Annotated in this window: 20 protein-coding genes, 1 tRNA gene and 1 pseudogene; 6 read left to right on the top strand and 16 right to left on the bottom strand. The window is 34.4% G+C overall.

Annotation, left to right across the window (positions count from 1 at the left end):
* The first annotated feature begins 75 nt into the window (after positions 1-75).
* The 3 genes from K8V80_RS11245 (at position 76) to K8V80_RS11235 (ending at position 1602) form a co-directional block, all read left to right on the top strand.
* Positions 76-501, top strand: a complete 426-nt coding sequence (locus K8V80_RS11245; RefSeq protein ID WP_006745669.1) for a DUF5606 domain-containing protein — start codon at positions 76-78, stop codon at positions 499-501.
* A gap of 165 nt (positions 502-666) precedes the next feature.
* A complete protein-coding gene (locus tag K8V80_RS11240; RefSeq protein ID WP_006745668.1) occupies positions 667-1122 on the top strand; it encodes a DUF4890 domain-containing protein in 456 nt (151 codons plus the stop codon).
* A gap of 42 nt (positions 1123-1164) precedes the next feature.
* The gene (locus K8V80_RS11235) at positions 1165-1602 is read left to right on the top strand and encodes a PepSY-like domain-containing protein (protein WP_006745667.1); all 438 of its coding nucleotides are present in this window, start codon (positions 1165-1167) and stop codon (positions 1600-1602) included.
* A 67-nt stretch (positions 1603-1669) separates the two neighbouring features.
* On the opposite strand, the gene K8V80_RS11230 is transcribed toward K8V80_RS11235, so the two are convergent.
* The 3 genes from K8V80_RS11230 to K8V80_RS11220 all read right to left on the bottom strand — a co-directional run bounded on the left by K8V80_RS11230 (position 1670) and on the right by K8V80_RS11220 (position 6559).
* Complete coding sequence (locus tag K8V80_RS11230; protein WP_006745666.1) at positions 1670-2878, bottom strand: L-serine ammonia-lyase; 1209 nt, start codon at positions 2876-2878, stop codon at positions 1670-1672.
* Positions 2879-2949: 71 nt separating this feature from the next.
* Complete coding sequence (gene corA / locus K8V80_RS11225) at positions 2950-3987, bottom strand: magnesium/cobalt transporter CorA (protein ID WP_006745665.1); 1038 nt, start codon at positions 3985-3987, stop codon at positions 2950-2952.
* Between the two features lie 76 nt (positions 3988-4063).
* Entirely contained in the window at positions 4064-6559 is a 2496-nt protein-coding gene (locus tag K8V80_RS11220) for an endonuclease MutS2 (protein WP_276778084.1), read from the bottom strand.
* Between the two features lie 131 nt (positions 6560-6690).
* On the opposite strand from K8V80_RS11220, the gene K8V80_RS11215 reads away from it, so the two are divergent.
* A tRNA-Ser gene (locus tag K8V80_RS11215) sits at positions 6691-6778 on the top strand.
* A gap of 345 nt (positions 6779-7123) precedes the next feature.
* Here K8V80_RS11215 and K8V80_RS11210 read toward each other — a convergent pair.
* The 3 genes from K8V80_RS11210 to K8V80_RS11200 form a co-directional block, all read right to left on the bottom strand.
* The gene (locus K8V80_RS11210; RefSeq protein WP_006745642.1) at positions 7124-8374 is read right to left on the bottom strand and encodes a glutamate-5-semialdehyde dehydrogenase; all 1251 of its coding nucleotides are present in this window, start codon (positions 8372-8374) and stop codon (positions 7124-7126) included.
* A gap of 3 nt (positions 8375-8377) precedes the next feature.
* Entirely contained in the window at positions 8378-9466 is a 1089-nt protein-coding gene (gene proB / locus K8V80_RS11205; protein ID WP_276778080.1) for a glutamate 5-kinase, read from the bottom strand.
* Positions 9467-9663: 197 nt separating this feature from the next.
* Positions 9664-10254: an outer membrane beta-barrel protein gene (locus tag K8V80_RS11200; protein ID WP_276778077.1), complete on the bottom strand. Its 591-nt coding sequence runs from the start codon at positions 10252-10254 to the stop codon at positions 9664-9666.
* A gap of 507 nt (positions 10255-10761) precedes the next feature.
* Here K8V80_RS11200 and K8V80_RS11195 point away from each other — a divergent pair.
* Both K8V80_RS11195 and K8V80_RS11190 read left to right on the top strand, forming a co-directional pair.
* Positions 10762-13056: a family 20 glycosylhydrolase gene (locus tag K8V80_RS11195; protein WP_276778074.1), complete on the top strand. Its 2295-nt coding sequence runs from the start codon at positions 10762-10764 to the stop codon at positions 13054-13056.
* A gap of 137 nt (positions 13057-13193) precedes the next feature.
* Positions 13194-13604 (top strand): NUDIX hydrolase, encoded by a 411-nt coding sequence (locus K8V80_RS11190; protein ID WP_276778071.1) that lies wholly within the window; start codon positions 13194-13196, stop codon positions 13602-13604.
* 57 nt (positions 13605-13661) lie between these two features.
* Here K8V80_RS11190 and K8V80_RS11185 read toward each other — a convergent pair whose 3' ends face one another.
* From K8V80_RS11185 to K8V80_RS11140, 10 genes and pseudogenes are all read right to left on the bottom strand, one after another.
* Complete coding sequence (locus K8V80_RS11185; protein WP_276778068.1) at positions 13662-14189, bottom strand: GNAT family N-acetyltransferase; 528 nt, start codon at positions 14187-14189, stop codon at positions 13662-13664.
* Positions 14190-14315: 126 nt separating this feature from the next.
* The gene (locus tag K8V80_RS11180) at positions 14316-14693 is read right to left on the bottom strand and encodes a RidA family protein (protein WP_006745635.1); all 378 of its coding nucleotides are present in this window, start codon (positions 14691-14693) and stop codon (positions 14316-14318) included.
* Between the two features lie 133 nt (positions 14694-14826).
* Positions 14827-15863, bottom strand: a pseudogene (locus K8V80_RS12060) (endonuclease/exonuclease/phosphatase family protein).
* Positions 15864-15912: 49 nt separating this feature from the next.
* Positions 15913-17634 (bottom strand): sensor histidine kinase, encoded by a 1722-nt coding sequence (locus K8V80_RS11170; protein ID WP_276778064.1) that lies wholly within the window; start codon positions 17632-17634, stop codon positions 15913-15915.
* Entirely contained in the window at positions 17631-18317 is a 687-nt protein-coding gene (locus tag K8V80_RS11165; protein WP_276778061.1) for a response regulator transcription factor, read from the bottom strand. The genes K8V80_RS11170 and K8V80_RS11165 overlap by 4 nt, the downstream gene beginning before the upstream one ends.
* Positions 18318-18394: 77 nt before the next feature.
* Positions 18395-19072, bottom strand: coding sequence for a phosphate signaling complex protein PhoU (phoU, locus tag K8V80_RS11160; protein WP_040310458.1), 678 nt, complete (start codon positions 19070-19072; stop codon positions 18395-18397).
* Between the two features lie 18 nt (positions 19073-19090).
* Positions 19091-19837, bottom strand: coding sequence for a phosphate ABC transporter ATP-binding protein PstB (gene pstB / locus K8V80_RS11155; RefSeq protein ID WP_006745631.1), 747 nt, complete (start codon positions 19835-19837; stop codon positions 19091-19093).
* A 9-nt stretch (positions 19838-19846) separates the two neighbouring features.
* Positions 19847-20701 (bottom strand): phosphate ABC transporter permease PstA, encoded by an 855-nt coding sequence (gene pstA, locus K8V80_RS11150; protein ID WP_006745630.1) that lies wholly within the window; start codon positions 20699-20701, stop codon positions 19847-19849.
* Positions 20702-20716: 15 nt separating this feature from the next.
* Positions 20717-21907 (bottom strand): phosphate ABC transporter permease subunit PstC, encoded by a 1191-nt coding sequence (gene pstC / locus K8V80_RS11145; RefSeq protein WP_040310457.1) that lies wholly within the window; start codon positions 21905-21907, stop codon positions 20717-20719.
* Between the two features lie 13 nt (positions 21908-21920).
* Positions 21921-22739 carry a PstS family phosphate ABC transporter substrate-binding protein gene (locus K8V80_RS11140; protein WP_040310230.1) on the bottom strand — a complete coding sequence of 273 codons (819 nt, stop codon included), beginning with the start codon at positions 22737-22739 and terminating at the stop codon, positions 21921-21923.
* Positions 22740-23360 lie beyond the last annotated feature (621 nt).

Below are 23360 nucleotides of genomic sequence, written 5' to 3'. Positions count from 1 at the left end.
TTAATATTATCGTTGCTACTCTCAAGATGTAGTGTTATTTTTGTGAACTAAACAGACAATGTAAATATAGAATTTATGCTAAAGACAATTTTATCTATATCTGGTAAACCAGGTTTATACAGAATGGTTTCTCAAGGTAAGAATATGCTTATCGTTGAAACTATTAGTCCAGACAAGAAACGTATGCCAGCTTATGCTGCTGATAGAATAATTTCACTTGGTGATATCGCTATGTACACCATTGATTCAGAGGTTCCATTAGCGGAGGTTTTCCAAGCTATGAAAGAAAAAGAAAATGGCAAAGCTGTAACTTTGAATCCTAAGAAAGCATCAGCTGAAGAGTTGAAAAACTATTTAGAGGAAGTTCTTCCAAACTTTGATAGAGATCGTGTTTACCCTAGTGATATCAAAAAATTGATTAATTGGTACAATACATTAATCGAAGATGGATTGACTGATTTTATTGAAGAAGAAAAAGAAGCTTCAGAAGAAGAAAAGTAAAGATTAGATATACATTTCTAAGAAAAGGGTGTAATTCGCGAGAATTACACCCTTTTCTTTTTCGTTCGTTTAAAATTATTGATACCTAATTAAACCTTTTCGTCTTTTTATAGTCTTAATAGTAGTTGCAACAGATAAAATCATTTACTTAAAACAATAAAAATTATGAAAAGAGTTATATTTGTTTTGACTGTACTGCTTATTGCAGGTACGACAGTTGATGCACAAAATAGAAGAAGAACTCCTAGAAAACAGGTTGATAAAACTGAACGTATAGAAATGCGTGCTCAGCGTATGACAGATGCAATGGTTACTACCTATAATTTGTCTGAAGATCAAAAAAATCAGTTGATGGAGTTAAATAAAAAGTGGTTTACTAAAGATAGAGATACCCGATTTGATAGAAATGATGTAAGAAAACAAAATAGGAGTAAAGCTTGTTTAATATCAGATAGCACTTGTTTAGCTACACCTACTATTTATAGAGAAGTTCGTGTGAAAGCTTTAGAAGCGGATATTATTAGCTATAGAGCTGAATTGAAGAAAATACTAACCTCTAAACAATATAAAGAATACGAAAAAAGAGTAGAAGAGGGTATTAAAAAGGCTCTAGAAAAGTAATGAGTATGTCGCTTTGCTATCTATTTATTAAAATATAGAGATATGAAAAAGACGTTAACAGTTTTTGTACTTGTATTGAGTACAATCATTTTCTTTACAGGAAGAGCAAATGCTCAAAATATGTCCCAGCTGCCAAATGCGGCACAAACTTTTATAAAAACTTATTTTCCTAAGCTTCAAATAAGTAAAATCGAAGAAGATGATAAGATTTATGAAACAAAATCTTTTGAGGTAATCTTTACTAATGGATATGAAGTAACTTTTGATAGTAAAGGTGTCTGGTTTGTAGTGGATTGTCAAGAAGATGCTATACCTGAGGCTCTTATCCCTGTTAATATTAACTCTTATGTTAAAAAGAACTTTCCTGGTGATTTTATTACGCAGATAGAAGTGATTAAAGGAGAGTATGATATTGAATTGCAAAGTGACTTGTCTCTTCTTTTCGACAGAAAAGGAAACTTTAAAAGTGTTGATCACTAATGATCATTCTTAAATAAAACAAAATAGGCTCGCATTGCGAGCCTATTTTGTTTTATAGTATGTTGAATTACATAGGTTCATAGTCAAGAGCTAGACCGCCTTGACTCGTTTCTTTATATAGAGAAGGTAGGTCATGTCCTGTTTGTTTCATCACTTGCACAACATGGTCAAACGAGATACGATGAATACCATCTGAGAAAGTTGAGAAGATGTTTGCATCTAATGCTCTAGCTGCTGCGAAAGCATTTCTTTCAATACAAGGAATTTGAACCAATCCGCATACAGGGTCGCAAGTCATTCCTAAATGGTGTTCTAACGCCATTTCTGCTGCGTATTCAATTTGAGCAGGGCTTCCTCCAAATAGTTGATTGGCTGCAGCAGCAGCCATAGAACAGGCTACACCTACTTCGCCTTGACAACCCACTTCTGCTCCAGAAATTGAAGCTCTGTGCTTTACAATATTGCCAATTAATCCTCCAGTTGCTAAAGCTCTAAGAATGCGTGTGTCTGTAAAATCTCTACTCTTTTGTAAGTGGTATAGTACTGCAGGCATTACTCCACATGAGCCACAAGTAGGGGCCGTAACAATTTCTCCTCCCGCAGCATTTTCTTCACTAACAGCCAATGCATACGAAAAAATAAGACCTCTTGAACGTAGAGAGCGTGTGTAGCCTGAGGCTTTTACATTATAAGCAGCTGCTTTTCTACGCAAATGAAGTGCTCCAGGTAAAACTCCTTCTGCATTTAAACCTCTTTCTATGGAGTTTTGCATGGTTTTCCACACTTCTGCTAAATAGTCCCATATATCAGAATCTTCACATTCTTTTACATACTCCCAATAAGTTTTACCAGTTCGTTCGCACCACTCTAAGATTTGAGTCATGCTACTCATAGAATAGACATCTTTAGTTTCAACATGAGATTGGTCACCTTCCTCTGCAAGAGCTCCACCACCAATACTATAGATTGTCCACTCATCCATTTCTTTGCCTTCATAATCATAGGCTTTAAAGGTCATTCCATTAGGATGAAAGGGAAGGAAAATATCCGATCTCCATTCAAGTTCTACAGTACCTCTAGGTTGTAAAGTGTCAATAATAGCAACATCAGTTAAGTGTCCTTTTCCTGTAGCTGCAAGGCTACCATACAAGATTACTTTAAAACTTTTAGCTGAGGGGTGTTTTTCAAGGAATAGCTCTGCTGCTTTACGTGGGCCCATAGTGTGGCTACTTGATGGACCAGTTCCAATACGATAAAGTTCTTTAAGAGACTTCATTTTAATAGTGTTTTTATGTTTAAGGTTATTCGTATTCTTACCTAAACTGTTACCACAACTGCTGCAATTTTTTAGTACCATTTCTTAATCTTAAAATAAATGTAAATAATAATGCCAATAACAATCATGAGTAGCCATGCTACTATATAACCATATTTCCAATCTAGTTCAGGCATAAATGAAAAATTCATACCCCATACTCCAACTAGAAATGTGAGTGGTATAAAGATAGTTGAAACAATCGTTAATCGTTTCATTATATCATTCATTTTTAAATCATTATTGGAGATATAAAGGTCGACAAGTGATGCTAAAGTTTCTCTACAGATATCTATATTTTGCAATACAAACTGTAGATGATCATTCACATCGTTAAAGAAGGCTTTGTTTTTAGGAGAAATGAGTTTATTGTTTGCTCTAAATAGTCTAGCATATTGATCTTTTAGAGGTAAATCGGCCTTCTTTAATGCGATATATTGTTTTCGTGTTGTTTGAATTTCTATTCCCAGATTTTTATTTGTAGAAAACGATAGTAAGTCATCTTCTAAATCATCAAGTGAATCATTAATTTGAAGAATAGCGCTGGTGTGATTTCCTATAATACTATTGATCACTACACTTAGAAGGTAATCAGCCCCTCTTTTTCTGATGTGGAATACATCATTCTCAATGGCTTTAATGATATCATCCATAAAAGGATGTTTCTTTTCAGAAAATGAGATTAAGTAATTATCCCCTAGTACAATGGATATCTGGAAAGGGATGTACTCAGCACTATCTTCGTCAACAATGAAGTATTTGAGGACTAATAGAAGAAAGTTTTCGTATTCTTCTATTTTAGAAGGATGGTTGATATTTAAAATATCCTGAGTGAGTAGAAAGTTTAAATTAATTCTATCGGCTATTTTTCTAATAGTGTCTATTTGATTTAATCCATCAACCTTTACCCAATACGTTGTATTTGGATCAAATTGAATGCTTTCATTATCCCAAAGTTCAACTTCGTTTTGGTTGAAGCTAGTGGGTGAGTAAGAAATAAGTTGTACGGCTGTAGGTGTAAGTTCCTCTCCGTTGTAACTTAATTGTTCTACTAGAAGATTGTTTTTCATAACTCCTATATTACACTATTTGTAAGCAAAGATAATGTAATATAGGAGGCTAGCAATTATTTAGAGTGTTTTTAGATCAATAAAACTCAACAACAGTGATACCCGAACCACCCAGTTGAACATGTTCATCGTGGTAGTTTTTAACGCCTCCAATACCCGATAAATAATCGCGAATTAAACTGCGTAATATACCTGTTCCTGTGCCATGTAAGATGCGTACTCTACTTACACCAACAAGTATGGCATCATCTATAAAATAGGTTACTGCTTGCAGGGCTTCATCTCCCCTCATGCCTCTAACATCTATTTCTTGTTTGAAGTTTAACTTCTTGTCGTGCATGCTATCATGAGTTTGTCCACTAATAAAGGTCGTAGCTGTAGTTTCTTCTTTAGGAGTAGAATTACTCTTTTCAAGCTTATTCAATTTTGTAGTAGTCTTGAGTTGCCCAAATAAAACTGTCGCATTGGTGCCATTAATCTCTAAGACCTCTCCAGTTGTGCGTTGTCCTTTAATTCGTACCCGAGAACCCACTTGAATAGGTTCTTCCTTTATTACTCTAGGACTTTTTGCACTTGGTGTTTCCTTTTTCTTGTTCTTTTTGCGCTCTTGCTTTTCGATAAGTCTTTCCATTTTCTTGGCAATCTTATCTTTTTGTTCTTGCGCATCAATTTGAGCTATTTTCTCTTTGAAATCCTCTAAATCTTGTCGAACATCTTTTGTTTTTTCTTTTTCAGCTTGTGCCTCTTTTATAGAACGGATTGTATTCTCTATTCGGGCATTCGACTCTTTGAGTAAGTTTTCTGCTTCCTGCTTGGCATCTCTAATAATTTGTTTTTTCTCTTTATTAAGTGTCTCAACTTCTTTCGAATACTTTTCGATGGTTTGCTCCATCTGCTTCTCTTTTAAGCGGATGTTTCTTCTTTTTCGTTCCCAGTATTGCTTATCTCTAACAATATCTTGTAAGTATTTATCAGCGTTGATGTATTCAGCACCTACAATATTTGAAGCATCAGTTATAATTTCTTCTGGAAGCCCTATCTTTCTAGCTATTTCTACCGCAAAAGAACTACCAGGATTGCCTATTTCTAATTGAAATAAAGCTTGCATATGATGTCTATCATACAACATAGCCCCATTAATAATTCCTTCGTGGTCTTCGGCAAAGTGTTTTAGGTTTTGATAGTGAGTAGTAATCACTCCATACGTACCTTGTTCATTAAATTTTTTAAGAAGAGCTTCTGCAATAGCTCCACCAATTTGAGGTTCTGTTCCACTCCCGAATTCATCAATCAGTAAAAGACTATTTTCATCACAATTTTTTACCATAGCTTTCATGTTGGTAAGGTGAGAAGAGTAAGTACTTAAGTCATCTTCAAGAGATTGTTCATCACCAATATCCATAAATATACTATTGAAGATTCCTACCTCACTACTTTCGTGGAGAGGAATAAGCATACCACATTGCACCATGTATTGAAGTAATCCTACTGTTTTTAGGCAGACAGATTTACCTCCCGCATTGGGTCCCGATATGATCAGTATTCGTTGAGTAATATTTAGTTCGATATCTAGAGGAATTGCTTTTTTGTTTTGCTTTGCTAAAGCTTTTTGAAGAAGAGGGTGGATAGCAGTATCCCACTTTATCATGGGGTTATTCTTCATGGTAGGTTTAATTGCCTCCATCTCATTCGCTAAGTGTGCTTTTGCTCTAATAAAATCAATTTCAGCAAGAAACTCATAAGAAGATAAAATCTCATTTACAAGTGGGCGAAGCTGGCTTGAGAAATCAGTAAGTATGCGAATAATCTCTTTTCGTTCTTCCCCTTCCAACTCTCTAATTCTATTATTAGCTTCAACTACTTCTGCAGGCTCTATGAAAACGGTTTTTCCACTGGCTGATTCATCATGTACTATACCTCTTATCTTTCTTTTAAGAGCTGGAGCAACAGGAATAACCAAACGGCCATCACGGACAGTAGGCGTAGCATCTTTTTCTACATAGCCATCAGACTGTGCACCTTTAAGTATTCTATTTAGTGATCTAGAGATTCCAGCAGTTGTATTGGCTAGTTCTCTACGTATATTTAATAGTTCAGGTGAAGCATTATCTTTTATCTTTCCATATTTATCTACAATCTGGTCTATCGCCTTTACAATTCTAGGGAAAGTGAATATGTCCCCAGCAAGTTTGCTAAGATGAGGGTAGGGAAGTTCATCTTCTTTATGATCTTCTGGTATTTCTTTTAAGAATTGTACAATCTTAATAATCGTATCCAAAGAACGTCTAAGGTCAAAAAGCTCTTGTTCTTCGAGATACATACCTTCAATGCGAACTCTTTTTAGGGATGGCCTAACATCAAAGAAAAACTGATCGGGAAAATTAACTTTCTCTTGAATGATTTGAAGAAACTCATTTGTTTGAGCTAAATATTCATTTATTTCATCAAAGTTTTTCGAGAAAATCATTTCATCAACTCTGTCTTTTCCTAAAGTGCTTAAACACTTTAATTTAAGAAGATCTCTGATTTGTTCAAACCCTATTTTATGTTCAAAATTATGTGGATATATCATCTATATTCAATCTTTAAGTGTTGCAAAAATACACTTTTTTGAAGAAAAAGTTGCAAGAAGTTTGGATATAAAAAAAAGATTAGTACCTTTGCAACGCTTTTGAGAGAAAAAGCAAGCACTTACAAGTGTAAGGAGAGGTGGCAGAGTGGTCGATTGCGGCGGTCTTGAAAACCGTTGAGCTGAGAGGCTCCGGGGGTTCGAATCCCTCCCTCTCCGCCAGTGAAGGAATCAAGTTTTTACTTGGTTCCTTTTTTTATGCCTAATTTTTTTGGGAAATAGGTAGATAGTAAATATTTGAAGCTAGATTTTTATATCTCCTAAAAGTTCTAGTCTATATTACATACCCCAAATGCAAAAAAGACACTAATGATAGACCTTTACGGATATCAGAGATATGTGGTTACTTTATCGGTGTTAAGAGAGTATCATGTCGGTGTCATGTCATCATCATGTCGGTGTCATAATATAGTGCTATGTTTAAAAAAAAGCGCCGAACTCTAGAGAATTCGACGCTTTTTTGAGTGGTTAAGATGTGATACTTAGCAGTTTATTTACTTTTAGAAATTAAGAATTTCTTATTTGTCCATTTCCTTCAATAATCCACTTATAACTACATATTTCTTGCAAGGCCATCGGACCACGAGCATGCATCTTTTGTGTGCTAATACCTATTTCGGCACCTAAGCCAAATTGTGCACCATCTGTGAATGCTGTTGAAGTATTGGTGTAGACACAAGCTGCATCTACCAATGATTGAAAAAGAATTTTAGCCTTTTCATCATTTGTTATAATGGCTTCGCTATGTTTGGAACTATACTTATCAATATGGCGAATTGCTTCATTTATATCTTTTACGGTTCGTATAGACATCTTATAATCGAGAAACTCTGTGCCATAACTATTTTGATCTGCTTTTTGTAGTAATTCTTTTGGATAATTACCCGTTAAAACTTGATAAGCAGGCTCGTCGGCTTGAATAATTACATTCTTTTCGGCTAATTTAGAGCAGAGATAGGGTAAATCTTTAATTCTAGAAGCATCAATCAGTAAACAGTCTAACGCGTTGCATACACTTACTCTTCTTGTTTTTGCATTGAAAATGATGTTTCTAGCTATCTCTTTATCTCCTTGTTCGTTAAAATAGGTATGACATACACCTGCACCTGTTTCTATTACTGGTATTTTACTATTTTCTCTAACAAATTGAATAAGCGATTTTCCACCTCGAGGGATAATTAAGTCAACATAGCCTTGTGCATTGAGAAGATGTGATGTGGCTTCTCGTTTGTTAGATAATAGTATGCAAATATCTGGGTTGAGATTGTTTTTAAGTAGTACTTTTCTGATGATTGATATAATGATTTGATTTGAATAAGCGGCATCAGATCCTCCTTTTAAAATACAAGCATTTCCCGACTTGAAACAGAGTGAAAATACATCAAAGCAGACATTGGGTCGAGCTTCAAAAATAACACCAATAACACCAAACGGAACAGCCTTCTTAACTAGGTGCAGACCATTATCTAATATTCTATCATCGAGAATACGTCCAAGTGGTGATGGAAGTTGTGCAACATGTCTAATGTCTCCTACAATACCTCTTAATCTATCTTTAGTTAGTTTTAGTCGATCATATTTGGGGTTTTCTGGATCCATAAGATCCAAATCCTTTTTATTTTCTTGAAGAATAAGATCGAATTGCTGTTCTGTTTCATCAGCTAAAGCCAAAAGAATCTGATTTGTATGTTCTTTGTCTAAAAGGAGTAAGTCTTTGCTTGCTTCTTTTATGGATTGAAATATGTTGTTACTTTCCATGTTCTAGTCTATATATAAATAATCGTAATGAACAATAGGTTTTGAATTGCTTTTTCCTATCAACTGCTCTACCTCTTCATTATTGAATGCCGTACATCCTACTGCTATCTGATTTCCTTTTTCATCCAATATGGTTACAATATCTCCTGCTTCAAATACTCCTTGTATATGCGTAATACCAATGGGTAGTAGGCTAGTAACTTCGTCACTCTTCAGTGCTATACTAGCTCCTTCATTAATATATATTTCTCCTTTAGAAAAACTTTCAGAGTGGGCTATCCATTTTTTTACAGTAGAAGTTGGTTTTGAAGAAGGGATAAATCTAGTACATAGTGTGTTAGGATTATTGATGATATCAAGCAGTATGTTTTCTCTTTTTCCGTTGGCTATAATCACTTCAACCCCTTCTTCAGCTATTTTACGTGCTATATTATATTTTGTTTGCATACCACCACGTCCAGCACTTGATTTGCTAGATTGGATATACTCTTCAATATTATCTTTTTGAGTATCTATTTCTGTTATCACTTGAGAGTTCTTATCTGAAGGATTACCATTGTATATGCCATCTATGTTGCTTAAGATGATTAATCTTCCACAATTTAGCATAGTCGCAACTAGCCCTGAGAGCTCATCGTTATCTGTGAACATTAGTTCGGTAACCGATATGGTGTCATTTTCATTCACAATTGGAATTATTCCATTGTCAAGCATAACAGACATACAGTTTCGTTGATTTAAATAATGGTATCGAGTTGAGAAGTTTTCTTTGGTTGTTAGAACTTGTCCACACGGTATATTGTGGTTATCAAAAAAGATAATATATTGATTAATTAGTCTTGCTTGTCCTACGGCAGAGTAGATTTGGCGAGATGAAACAACATCTAGTTTACCTTTGGGTGAGATTCTTGCTTTTCCCGCTGCAACAGCACCAGAGGATATGAGTACTACTTCATAATTTTGTTTTCGTAGTTCACTAACCTGATCAACTAGAGCAGATATACGGGTGATGTCTAGTGATCCGTCTTTTCTGCTAAGAACATTGCTACCTATTTTTATAGCAATTCTATGCTTAGTATTATGAGAAGTCATTCTTAAAATGTTTTGTAGAATCTCAAAGTTAGTAAATATGTTTCTTAAAATTTTAAGAAAGTAATAAATAAGAAGAATATAGGCTTGTTGTATAGCATTTTGATAAGTACTGTGTCAAATAGATATGTGAAAAAAGCCACACCAACTTTAGAAGTGATGCAGCTTTTTTACTATTTAGATTAAAGTGAATTTTCTGTTTAGAATAGGAACTTTACACCCACGCTTAAATCACCGAATGAGCTACTTGCAATAGAGTTACCGTTGATAGACCAGTCTGTAGTCTTCTCGCCACCATCAGGATTATTTCTTGTAAATCCAGCATTAAGTAGAGTGAAAGAAGCTTCGATTGTCATCCATTTATTAACAATTAAGTCAAAACCTGGAGCTAATTGAAAATGCATTGAGAATTGATCAGTTTTCATACCTGCCATTTTATCATTACCAATGCCTATAGGAAGAGCTGCTTGACCAAATACATATAAATTACCAGTAATGTTCCAGTATTTTCTAGCTAAAGGCATAATAGTGAAGGTTGTGTTCTTATTGTCACTATCAAATTTTGACTGATGGAATCCTAAAGCTCCACCCACAGCAACGTCTGGAGTAACGAATTTACCCAATAAAGGCATAATACCATAAGTGTTGTTTTTAACCTTTACATCTTCGATGTATTTTTCGGTTTTACCAAAATCAACCATACCTCCTGCAAACCAAGTCCCTTTTAATCCTTGTGCACTCATTGTAGCACAGAAAGCTACAAGCGTTGCTACTAAAAATAATTTTTTCATAGTTTTTAAAGTTTAATAAGTTAAATCTGTTTTTTTAGTTTAATATTCCTAAATATAGATAATATAATTGAACTAAAATAGATTTTAGCCAAAATCTTTTAAATAAGCTACGTTATAAATAATTAGGTGGGTGGTTTATATATTGTTAAAGTGTCATGTAGATGCTTCGTAGTGCTGTATTAAGCTGATTCTACTATTAAACAGGTGTGTGAAGGGTGTAAAAAACAGAATTATGAATAAGATGTCATACTTCTATTTTAGTGTATAATTGTTTGTGAAAAAGTATGACTTGCTTTCATGGTAAGATTATATAAAAAAGGAGGCTGCACATACTACTATATGTAGCAAGGGTTTGTTTAATCCATGCAAAATTTTCTCTTTTTTGTGAAAAGATCTCTTTAAATGCGAATTGCTTTAGTATGTATAGGGTTTATGATTGTATACATAATAGTATTTGTAACTTTATAGAGTGAGAAAATAGTATGAAAACCATTTAAGTATAACAATATGTTAAACAAAATTTATTCTTATCTGCTGATAGGCTCAGCTTTACTCCTATCAGCTTGTTCTTCTACGCAGAAAAATGAAGAGGTAGCAATTATCCCTACCCCTTTATCTATTGAAATGGGCTCTAGTGAATTCCAATTTGATAAAGTGTCAACTATTGGGGTCTCAGATGAATCTTTAAAACCCGCTGCTGAATATTTAGCTTCTATATTTAAAGGGGCTGTGACTTTTTCTGTTGAGCAGGATAACTCGAAAGCAGATATAACTCTGGCACTAAAAGAGATTGATCAAAATAAAGAAACTTATGTATTAGAAATAAATCCGAAACAGATAAAGATAGAGTCTGCATCTTATTCTGGTATTATTTCAGCAATATCATCGGTTAGGCAGTTGTTACCTATTGAAATTGAAAATCCAACACCTGATTTAGTGGTTACTCTACCATCAACCGTAATCAAAGATACTCCACGGTTAAGCTGGAGAGGTATGATGCTTGATTCTTCTCGTCATTTTTGGACAAAGGAAGAGGTGAAAAGTATCCTAGACTTAATGGCCATGTACAAGTTAAATAAATTTCACTGGCATTTGACTGATGATCAAGGTTGGAGGATCGAAATAAAACAATATCCTTTACTTACAGAGAAGGGAGCATACAGAAAGTTTAATTCACACGATAGGGAGTGTATATCAAATATCACAAAGATGGATAACCCCGATTATACTATTCCCGAAGACCGCATACAAGTTATTCATGGAGATACAATTTATGGTGGCTTTTATACTCAAGAAGATATCAAAGAAATTGTGGCTTATGCGGGTCAGAGAGGTATTGATGTAATCCCCGAAGTAGATATGCCTGGGCACTTCATGGCAGCTATTGGTGAGTACCCTGAACTTGCCTGTAAAGGTTTAATCGGTTGGGGTGAAGTGTTTTCATCTCCTATCTGTCCAGGAAAAGATGCAACTTTAGAGTTCTGTAAGAATGTGTACCGTGAGGTTTTTCAATTATTTCCTTATGAATTTGTTCATATGGGAGGAGATGAGGTAGATCAATCTAATTGGAAAAAATGTACTGATTGCCAAAAGCGTATTAAAGAAGAAGGTTTGGCTTCTGAAAAAGAGTTGCAAGCTTGGTTTGTAAGAGAAATGGAGGCTTTCTTCAAAGAGAATGGAAAACGTTTTATCGGTTGGGATGAAGTGTTAAATGATGGACTATCAGAACAAGCTACCATTATGTGGTGGAGAAGTTGGAGTCCTGAAGCTATTCCTACAGCAACATCAGAAGGTAAGAATGTAATTAATACAGAGAATGTTTATCTTTATTTTGATTATTTACAAGATAATAAAACGATGGGTAAGCTATTGGGCTACAATCCAGTACCTGACGATATAACCCCAGAGCAGAAAGCTTTAATATTAGGAGTACAAGCTAATGTGTGGGCCGAGTGGATCCCTTCTATAGAAAGATTGCAATATATGATTACTCCACGTATTCTGGCTCTAAGTGAAATTGCATGGACAGAACCTTCTAAAATTCCTTCTTTGTCAGAGTTTTATTCTCTCATTCTTCCTCAAATCAAGAGAATGGACATCATGGGTATTAATTATAGAATACCAGATTTAGAAGGTTTTTATAATGTCAATACTTTTGTGGATGAGACTACCTTAAACTTAACTTGTCCATTGCCTAATACGGAGATTCGATATATTACAGATGGTACTATCCCAAATAAAAACTCTCAACTATATGAAGGTCCATTAACAGTAACAGAAACAACGAGCTTTACGTTCCGAACATTTCGCCCAGATGGTTCTGCTTCTGATTTTGTAGAAACAAAATTTATGAAAACGCCTTATCGTGAAGCTGTTGATGTAGAAACTACAAGCGAGGGGTTAAAAGCTGTTTGGTATGATTATGCAGGTAGTGAGTGTGAAAAGGTAGATACCGCTAAAAAAATGGGAGAGTATGAAATCAGTACTGTTTCTATTCCTGAAGGTGTTTCTGGTAATATTGGTCTGGTTATAACAGGCTATATTGAAGTACCAACGGATGATATTTATACCTTTGCTCTGTTATCTGATGATGGAAGTATTATGAAAATCGGAGAAGATTTGGTGGTTGATAACGATGGAGCACACTCTCCCAAAGAGATTGTTTCGCAAGTTGCCTTAAAAAGAGGTCTTCATCCCATAGAAATTCGTTATTTCGATAATAATGGTGGAATGCTTGAAATGTATATGATTAATAAGAACGGTGAAAAGACGATAATAGATAAGTCTTGGTTAAAACACTAACTATAATTATAAATAAAGAAGGGAGCTTGTCTCCCTTTTTTTATGCCTTGAACTATAGATATTGATAGGGTAGATGCATAGCAAATCATTTCTTCTTATTCTAATTTTTTTATCTTTGTACCCAAATTATGAGTGATATGAAATTACCAACCGCAGGATTAATAGCATTAAAGGGAGATAAATTACTGTTAGCATATAGCAATAATAAAAAGGCTTGGTATCTTCCTGGGGGAAAAATAGATAAAAATGAAACTGCCATAGAGGCTCTTATTAGAGAAATAAAAGAAGAACTTTCTTTAGAATTAAACCCTAATAATATAGAATACTATTGTCATATTTCTGCACCAGCCTTTGGTGAGCCTGAAAGTATTATAATGGAACAAGATTGTTTCTTGTATGATTTAAAGGATAAGAATGTTGAGGCTAGTCATGAAATAGGAGCCCTAAAATACTTTAGCTATCAGGAGTATCTTCAAGAGCCTATACAAGTTTGTGGTGTTATCACAGTTTATAATCACTTAGTGAGTGATAAAAAAGTGAATCAATAATTAAATTCTTCTTTGCAAACTTGGCTTTCCTTTAAAATTGAGGATACTTTAGTCTTTTCATAGTAAGATTTGGTATAACACGTGTCTTTGTAATGGATGACTTTTTGGAACAAGAGGGTGGTCGAATTCTTTCATTTTAGTCATTCCTATCTTTTGCATAACTCGTTGAGATCTTATATTCGGTAAGGACGTAAAAGCATATACTTTATCGAACTCTAAATTTTCCTTAGCATATTCTAAACATGCTTTTGCTGCTTCAGTTACATATCCTTGATTCCAATAGTTTTTATGTATTCTCCAAGCAATTTCCACTCCAGGAGCAAAATCAACGTCTAGGTCAAAATTATGGAAGCCCGTAAAACCAATAAAGGAATGATCTTCTTTAAGTTCGATAGCGAATGGACCATATCCATATTCATTGATTTCGTCTTTGATTTTATTAAACATAGCAATGCTTTCTGTAGGCATTAATGTTTTTAGGAAATGCTCCATAACCTCAGGATCTTTGTTTAGAGTTACAAAAGATTGTAGGTCTTCTCTTTTCCAGTCTCTGATGATTAATCGTGGTGTTTCTATGTAAGTCATAAGTCAAAATAGTTGTTGTCTGTGTATTAATTTGCAAAAATAGAATTTAATATTGCACTTCTATCATAGGAATAAAAAAGAACTCCCTAAAAATAAGGAGTTCTTTCTGTATGCTGTTGGTTAAAGTTATCTTGCTGCTATTACTTCGATTTCTACTAGTGCTCCTTTTGGTAAATCTTTAACTGCAAAGGCAGATCGTGCGGGATAAGAATCGCCAAACTGTGTAGTGTACACTTCATTCATCGGACCAAAATCATCAATACTAGCTAAGAGGACTGTTGTTTTAACAATATGATCTGTAGTAAGTCCTACTTCTTTAAGGATAGCTTTAATATTATTGAAAGATTGTTGTGTTTGTTCTTTAATGCCACCTTTAGGGAATTGACCTGTTGAAGGATCAATAGGTAGTTGTCCAGAAATATAGATTGTATTATTTACTTCTATAGCTTGGCTATATGGGCCAATTGCTGCAGGGGCATTCTTTGTCGCAATTACTTTTTTCATAGGAATGTTGATTTATGTTAAGATTACTTTTAGCTAATGTAGTGAATTTTACTATTAAAAGATAAAAAGAATCGAGATTTGTTTTTGGGTACTCTTTAACTGTTAAATGTACCATTTATAGTCTTATTGCAGCTTATTTCTGAGTATAAATAAACGTTGCTAATACCCCTTTATGATCCGTAGGCCAAATACCAGGAGCTTTTCTAAAGGTATCCAGAGATTTTTCTATTACTACCTGACTAGTATGAATCGATTCTTGTGGTCCCCAAATTATCACTTCTTGAAGTTTTAACTGTGAATTTGGAGTGTAATGTATAAAGTCAACACGCTCACGTTCATCAGATTCTTCCGCCCAAAGCAGTTGGCTTAGATCGACATAGGGGTTTGCTGAAGGAAATGTAAAGCCTGGATGAGTTACCGCACTCGGATACAATTCCCTATAAGCATCAATATAGTTTGCTTTCTCTAGCATGCTACTTACAGTCCAAGGAATAACTAGTCCTTGGTGAGAATATAAATCTTTAGTCTCCTCTGTCCAGTCTAAATGTGAAGGTTCATTGTAATCCCCCCGATAAAAACCAATCTATTTTTAGCTCTATCTTCTTCAGCCATTTTAATTATTGCTGCCATTGCATCATCCCTTTTGGATAGCCTATTATCAGTTAAAATAGAATCTAGGTCTAGTAGAGGTTCTCTTTTCTCCCAAGTTACTCCGCTGTATCCGTAAATATCGTAATAAGTACAGTGCCTATAGTCTAAATGACAAGTATAAAGAGCTATTTCTTGTCCATTCATATCTATTAAAGCTCTGTATGCACTTCCTTCATCATTTTGTGGGGGAAAAACTACAGTAGAGTCAATGATAGGGTAGCGAGAAATTAATCCAGAGTCGTAACTATAAAAAGAATAATAGGTGTATCCACTATCTTTTAAAGACTCAATAATGCGATCACAGAATCGAGTATTGTTGTAGTTTCTTACTTCACTCAGTGTGACAAAATCGGCATCCGATTGAATAATCTGACTGATGATAGCTTCATATCCACCAGGAACCACTGTCCCTTCTTGCCAAATATTGAATTGCAAGACTTTTAATTCTTGACTTGCATTATTTTTTGAGCAACTAAAAAAAGATGAGCAGATCAATAAGAATGATAAAATCTGTTTCATAGTATTTCTTTTGTGATTTAAAGTCATGTGTCTTTATTTTTGAAAATTGTCATTTCTTGATTTTAAATAAGAACTCTAATCCACCTTCTATTCTGTTTTTGGCAATAATGGTTCCTTTATGTATTTGAATAGCATTCTTTACGATAGATAGGCCGAGACCTGTCCCTCCTGTTTTTCTTGTTCTCCCAGCTGATATTCTATAAAATCGCTCAAATAATCTATTCAAATGCTCATCACCACTAATCCCTTTACCTTCGTCTGCATATGAAAAATAGTAGAAGTATTCATCTTCATTATAGCATGAAATATAGATGTGAGCTTTATTTCCTCCATACTTAATAGTGTTTTCAACTAGATTTCGGAATACGGCATAAAGTAGATTGCGGTTCCCCTTTAATAGACAGTTCTCAGGTACTGAATTATAGAGTTCAATATTCTCCTGCTGTAGAGCCTCTTTAAAGTCGGTATAAACCTCTTCTATCACTTCAGATATAGACACTTTCTCAAAATCAAAAGATTGAGGTACTTCTTCTATTTTAGTGATCATACTCATGTCATCTATCAACTGAGAAAGATTAATTACCTGATTATAGGCTTTATCTATAAAATATTGATTTTGTTCTGTGCTTAAGTTTTGGCTTTTTATAGTTTCTAAATATCCTCTTATACTTGTGATAGGAGTTCTTAATTCATGTGCAATATTACTTGTCATTTCTTGTTTTAAGAGTCTTGTTTTTTCTCTTTTAGTAATATCATTGATAATTATTTCAAAACTATTATCATCGAATATACTAATGCGAATATTAAACTGCTTTCCTTGTCTTTCTATTTTAGTTTCATAATAGCCATTATTTTCAGGGGCTTGGATAAACTCTTGAAGATTGCTATAGAGAGGGTCTGTTAGGATAACAGCAGGGTTTGTACTCTTTTTATCAAGCATTATATTGAGATAGTGCATAAATAGTCCGTTATAAAATTCCACTTTCTTACTTGCTGTAAAAAAGCAAATACCCTCTTCAGAAGTGTGAATATGTTGTAATAGCTTTTCTCTTTCAAGAGCTATTTGAGACTGACTATGTTTGAGCTCTTTATAATTGTCGACCATCTGTGAAGCTACTTCCCCCAATTCATCATCAGGGAAGTTGGTCTCTATTGCACGGGTTGAACTCTGTTGATTAACTGTAAAATCTCTCAGTTGTCGGATAGACTGAGACAGTCTATTGGATAATCGATAGACTAAGAGTATGGCTATCAAAAAAAGAATTATAATAAAATAGAGGAAAATGTTATCTGCTTTAAGAATTTCCTTGGTCTCAATGTTGTAGGGGAGTGCAACTCTTATGTATAGAGTTTGATACTGTTTAGCATAGTACAAATACTTCTCTGAAGTAGTAGTTGAAATTCTGATGTCGCTTCCACTACCTTTTTTTTGAGCTTGTATTATCTCTGGTCTTTTGCTGTGATTTTCTAGTTTAAGATCATCCTTAGAGATCGTATTATCAAAGAGAACGTCGCCAATGTGCGAAAGAATAGTTACTCGTAAGTTTCTAGGAAAAGAACTAATGATACTATTGATAGTTTCTATATCGAAAGTGTCTTTTTTCTGGAGGCTTCTATATATCAATGATGAATAGACATTTAGGCGCTCTTCAAGGGCTTCTGTCTTATATCTTTTAGCTTCAGATTTTTCAAAGAAAATAATACTACCTGCAAATAGCGTTATAAGTAGGCAGAAGCTAAAGAATATTTTTTGTTTATAGTTGAATTTCATTCTTCATTCACATTGAATCTGTACCCATAGCCAGATCTGCTAGTGATGAATTGTCCATAATCTTTCATCTTTTTTCTAAGTCTGGTGATGTGTACATCTACTGTTCTTTCTGTTATATAAGGAGTTTCCGACCATACAACACCTATAATATCTTCTCTTGAGAATAGACGAGAAGGATTGGAGGCCAATAGAGCAAGTATTTCAAATTCGGTCTTAGTAAGAGGAATCATTTCTTCATCAATAATAACCTCTTTGCTCTCTAAGTTAATGCTTAAGCCTTCGAAATCAATTGAAGTTGGCGACTCATTTTGTTTTTTAAGTTTGGCTCTTTTCAAGATTGCTTTAACACGAGCTATTACTTCCTTGATGGAAAAGGGTTTGGATATGTAATCATCTGCACCGACTGAAAACCCTGTTAGCATATCATTTTCAGAACGTTTGGCAGTCAGAAAGATAATGGGAATTTCATTACCTTCACTCCTTAACTTTTCAGCCATTTTATAACCAGACATTCCGTCCATCATTATATCAAGGAGGATGAGTGAATGTTCAGGGCTAAGTTTCTGTAAAGCCTCTTCTGCCGAATAAGCATAATCTACGATGAGGCCTTCATTGACAAGGTTGAATGTAAGAATTTCACAAATATCAGGTTCGTCATCAACGATAAGTATTTTAGGTTTCATATCAAGAGTTTATGGAGTTCTAACTAATAGAAAATATCCTATATCTAATGAATTATTAAATATAGGATAAAATGTCGTTATTCTACTTTCTTTTTTGGTTTAGTATGCTTTAATACCTTAGCATCAATGTAGAATACTATTTCTTCTACTATATTACTGCAATGGTCACCCACGCGTTCTAATTTTCGTATAACTAACATGGTTTTCAATCCATACATAGCCATATCTGGATGTTCATTGATATATTTAGCAAGTACGGGCATTGAATCATGGTAGAGTTGATCAACTTTGTCATCTGTAGCTAAAATTTTGCCAGATAGCTTTGTGTTTTCAGACTCTAAAGCAATGTAGCATTCCATTAACATAGTAATAACAATGTCAAACATTTTTTCTACATGTATATCTTCTGCCAACTGTGACTCAATCTTTGGATAATCTTCATCCAATACTTGTCTAGCAATTCCATCTGCAAAATCGCCTATACGTTCTAAGGTGTTACTTATTTTAATAAGCGATAGAACTAAGCGTAAATCTATGGCAACGGGAGCATATAAGGCTATATAATTTTCACAGTCGCTATCTATTTTAGAATCAAAAGCATTGACTCGTTTCTCTCTGCTAATGATTTCGTGAGCTAGTTCTGTATCGTGGTTTACATAGGCTAGTTTTACTTTTTCCATCTGTGATAGAACAAGCTTCCACATCTCATTTATTTCATCTCTGAGGGCTTGTAATTCTGAATCAGTCTGTTTCATAATCATAGTAATAATATTTTAGCCAAAACGACCTGTGATATAATTTTGAGTTTCTTCTTGTTCTGGGTTGGTGAATAGTTTCTTAGTATTGCTATATTCAACAAGTTTGCCTAGCATAAAAAATCCTGTTTTATCACTTACACGAGCAGCTTGTTGCATATTGTGTGTAACGATAACAATGGTATATTGTTTTTTAAGCTGATAAATTAATTCTTCAATTTTTGAAGTCGAAATAGGGTCCAATGCAGATGTAGGTTCATCCATTAAGAGAATAGAAGGTGATACAGCTAAAGCTCTAGCTATACATAGGCGCTGCTGTTGTCCTCCCGAAAGCTCATAGGCTGATTTTTTAAGCTTATCTTTGACTTCATCCCATAGAGCTGTGCTTTTTAAAGACTCTTCCACTCTTTGTTGTATGAAATCTTTATTGCCCATTCCGTTAACTCTTAAACCATAGGCTACGTTTTCAAAGATAGTTTTAGGAAAAGGGTTGGGTTTTTGAAATACCATACCTACTTTTTTACGTAACTCATCTACTTGTACGGATTTATCATAGATATCTTGTCCTTCAATAAGGAATTTCCCTGTTAGTTTAGTTCCTTCTATAAGATCATTCATTCTATTAAAAAGGCGCAGATAGGTTGATTTTCCACATCCAGATGGTCCTATGAATGCTGTTACTGTATTGGCTTCAATATCCATACTAATATCTTTTAATGCATGGAAATCTCCGTAGTAGAAATTGACGTTTTCTGTATTAATCATAATAATATATTAATCCATTTTTACTTTTTTACTAAAATATCTTCTCAGCGCAGTAGCAAGTAAGTTCATAATTAAAACGATGGCGATAAGAACTAATGCTGTACCATATGCTATTGGTCGAGAAGCTTCTATATCAGTACCACTTGTTGCTATTACATACAAATGGTAGGGTAAAGCCATCACCTGATCAAACATAGATGAAGGTAGCTTGGGTAAGAAATAAGCTGCTACTGTAAATAGAATAGGTGCTGTTTCACCCGAGACCCTACCGATTGATAGAATAAGTCCTGTAATAATGTTTGGAAAGGCCATAGGTAATACTACTTTCCTAATCGTTTGTAGTTTGCTGGCTCCCAATGCTAAACTGGCATTTCTAAATGAATTTGGAATAGACTTAAGAGCCTCTTCTGTTGTCCTTATCACTATAGGCAAAACAAGTAACCCCAAGGTTAATGATCCTGCAATGATAGAGTCTCCTAATCCCATCGTATTTACAAATAAAGACATCCCAAACAAACCAAAAACAATGGATGGAATTCCAGCGAGGTTGTTTGTCATTACTCGAATCACTTTTATGATCCAACCATTACCTGCATATTCACTGGTATATATGGCAGACATTACACCTAGCGGAAAGGCAAATAACATACTACCTACAATCAAGCATAGTGTACCGATGATTGCTGGATAAATACCTCCTGATGTCATTCCATCTGTGGGTGCTGTAGTTAAGAATTCCCAGCTGATGACATCTATTCCATTATAAATAATAAAACCTAAGATCCAGAATAGTAACCCTACGATGAGGATACCCAGTAATCTGAATAGGCCAAAAGCAATATGTTGTGATATTTTCTTATTCATATTATTTCTGATTAACTAGTTTTGAGGATGTCTTTTGGATATCACCTCAGCAGAGATACTGATAATTAATGTAATAACAAATAAAATACAACCTAATAGAAATAAAGATTGATAATGAGCTCCACCTGCTGGAGCTTCACCTAATTCGGCTGCAATTGTTGCTGGTATAGATCGGATAGGCTGAAACAATGAAGTTGGCATTATTGCTGCATTACCTGTCACCATTAATACAGCCATAGTTTCTCCGATTGCCCTACCTATGCCTAATACTACAGCGGCAGAAATTCCCGACTTAGCGTAAGGTATTATCACCTTATAAATAGTTTGCCATTGAGTTGCTCCGAGTGCTAAACTAGCTTCGCGTACTGCCCTTGGAGTATTTCTCATAGAGTCTTCTGCTACCGTAATAATAGTAGGAAGTGCCATAATAGCAAGTAATAAACTTCCTGTAAAGGCTGTCTCTCCAACAGGAAGGTTGAGCCAGTTTTGTACAATAGGCACAAGTACTACTAATCCAAAGAATCCATAGACCACAGAAGGGATACCTGCTAATAGTTCAATGACGGGTTTTAAAAATTTGCGAGTACGCTTGCCGGCTAATTCAGACAAATAAATAGCTACACCTAGTCCTAGAGGAAGTGCTATTAGAATAGCGGTTAGGCTGACTAATAATGTTCCTAATATTAATGGTAAGATTCCAAATTGGGGAGTAGGGGTAGCAGTAGGCATCCACTCTTTACCAAAGAAAAAATCTGTGATACTAAAGTTTTGATAAGGTAATGTATAAATAGACATATCCTTTGGGACATACTTTTCGGGCATAAATGCAATTATATTCGGATCTGATTTTACTATTTCTATAATTTTATCAGGGAGTAGTTTATAGTCTTCTCCGAAATCTGCTTCAGAGTATTTCTCGAAGAGTTCTTCGAATCGGAAGGTGTGAATTTCTTCATCAATACCTCCAACCTCTTTCCAATTGGTTATTTCTTCGTCGAATATCTCTTTAATCTCGAAAGAGGATAGTTGTTGAACTGGATTATCGCTATTTAAGCAAATCATATAACCTTTCTCTACCACAGGGCTATTGAATAGCCCAAAACCCTCTTTAAAAAGAAATATACTGATTAGTATAATAACTAATGTAGTAGCTGCCCCACTTAAGGTTAATATACCTTCAATAATTTTTTCTAAAAACTTACGTATTTTTCTCATGAGTCTATTTAATTACTTTGATGAAGCCCAGTTCTGAAGCTATTTTTTGTCCTTCATCTGATAAGATATAATCAATAAATGGTTTGACAATAGCTTCTTCTGATTTTATATAGTAGAAGTAAAGAGGACGGACGATGGGATAGCTATGATCATTCGCATGGCTAACTGATGGATTTGAGTAGGACTGACCTTGATCATAAGATACTTGAATGGCTTTTACATCTTTATTAAGATAGGCTAATCCCACATAACCTATAGCTCCCTCGGTTTGACTAATGGATTGAATGACCGAACCAGTTGCTGGCATACTCATTATGCCGTTCATATAGTTTTTGTACTTTAATACACTTTCTTTAAAAAACTCATAAGTTCCCGAAGAGGTTTCACGAGCATAAGGAATTACTTTTAAATCAGGACCTCCTAGTTCTTTCCAGTTTTTTATCTTTCCTCTGAAAAGAGCTTCGAGTTGTTCTCTTGTTAATTTTGTAATCGGATTATTGGGATGTACAATGACTGCTAAAGCATCATAAGCTACTATAACTTCAATAACTTCTTTTTCTTTGTTTTTTAGTTTTAGTTTTTCATCAAACTTAATTTTTCTAGAAGATTGTGCGATGTCAGTTGTTCCTTCTAGAAGAGCAGAAATTCCTACACCACTTCCTCCTCCCGTAACTGTAACCGTAGCCGATGGATGTTTTTGCATATACACCTCAGCTTCTTTTTGTGCTAACGGTAAAACCGTGTCTGAACCTTTAATTTTTTGTGCAATTCCTATTTGAGGAAGTAGCAGCACAAAGCAAACTAAACTTAAATATTTCTTCATCATATAATATTAAATGGAAATGAGACCACAATGACATTAGATGAATTAGGAGCATTTCCTTTTATTATGTAACAAAAATAAGTATGTCTTATTACAATCACTACTCGTTATTGTTACGAAAATATTAAGCTTTGAAGCCGTGTTCTCTGTCTTTTAGCTAATTTGATATAAGTTTTTTTGCAAATTAGACGTTATCAAATATCTGATAGATGGTATTTGGATATAAATCAAAGAGTTGTGTTCTAGGTTTATTCTATAAATTGCAATAATCATTGAATAGACAATAAGAAAACACTGCATTCTGGTACTGTTATGTTGATTGCATGTCGGTGTCATGTACTCATCATGACACCGACATGTCATTACGATCAAAGGGTTAAAGTTATTTCCACCCCTAGGCAAATGAACTTAAAAATCGATAAACTTGAGCTCTTTTCGAGATCATTTAAAAAGGGGGGTTTAGGGTGCATATATAATAATGTGTATAAAGCAGCCTACTTGTATTTCCTTTGAGGTTTGATTAAAAAAAGAATTCGTTATAAGAATAAGATTGATAGGATATTAAGTAAATAGGAATAAAATATTCAGAAATAAAGTATTAATATATTTGGATTGAAGTCA

Source organism: Bacteroides coprosuis, assembly GCF_020741705.1.
Classification (GTDB): Bacteria; Bacteroidota; Bacteroidia; order Bacteroidales; family Bacteroidaceae; genus Bacteroides_E; species Bacteroides_E coprosuis.
This window is presented reverse-complemented; position numbering and strand designations above follow the sequence as displayed.